Here is an 865-nt window from a genome sequence, read left to right on the forward strand (position 1 = left end):
CTCAAACCGGACGGCATCATCCGCACCAATGTCCACAGCCTTTACCAGCGCCAGTTTATTTTCAACATGCAGGATGCCATGGAGCTGCTGGGGGTAATGGATGAGCCGGCTGCCAAAGCCGTTCCCATCCTCAGGGAGCTGATGGATGCCCTTCACGAGGGCAGCTTCGTCAAAAGCCACTGGCAGGGGGATGCCATCAAAACCACCAATGGGATCCTGGCCAACTTTCTGCTGCGCAGCGACAAAGGCTTTACCGTGCCTCAGGTCTTTGAGATGCTCCGCCAGGCCGGGCTGGAGTTCATCAGTATGGTCAATTGGCAGCAGTGGAAGCTGGAGCGGGTCCTCACCAAGCCCGTTCCCTACGCTCTGCGGCAAATCAAAAAGCTCAGCCAGGAGGAGCTGCTGCACTTCATCGAGTTGATCTTTCCCAACCTGACCCGCCTGATCGACTTCTGGTGTGGCCACCCCACCGGGGCCACTTCTCCCCAACCCTTCAGCAGCGAGGAATGGAGAAATGGCTTGGTACAGGCGCATCCTCTGCTGCTGAGGCTCAACGCCAAGGCTGCCTTTGAGAATGCCATCCGCGACAATGGCCCGGTCAACATCAACGGCTGGCCCGGCTCCGAGGGCAACATCACCATCGATCCCTTCTCGGTGCGCTGGTTGATCGATGTTTTTGGAGAAGAGCCTGTTCCTGTACAGGCCCTGGCGGCCAAGGCGCTAGATCTCATGGATTGGACCCCAGAAGAAGCCTTTAACCAGGTGGTGGCCAACCTGAAGTTTCTGGAAGAGCGGCTGGTGGTGCTGTTGCACTCGCCGCTGCGTTGAGTTCAAGAACCTACCCCCCTCTCCCCCTGGGAGAGGG

General features: G+C 58.4%; 1 pseudogene. It reads left to right on the top strand.

The features are described 5' to 3' along the window. Positions 1-828: pseudogene (locus NW819_RS05910) on the top strand (class I SAM-dependent methyltransferase); the annotation flags it as partial. Positions 829-865: the final 37 nt, after the last annotated feature.

This window comes from Synechococcus sp. R8-2 (genome assembly GCF_047461715.1).
Lineage (GTDB): Bacteria > Cyanobacteriota > Cyanobacteriia > Thermostichales > Thermostichaceae > Thermostichus.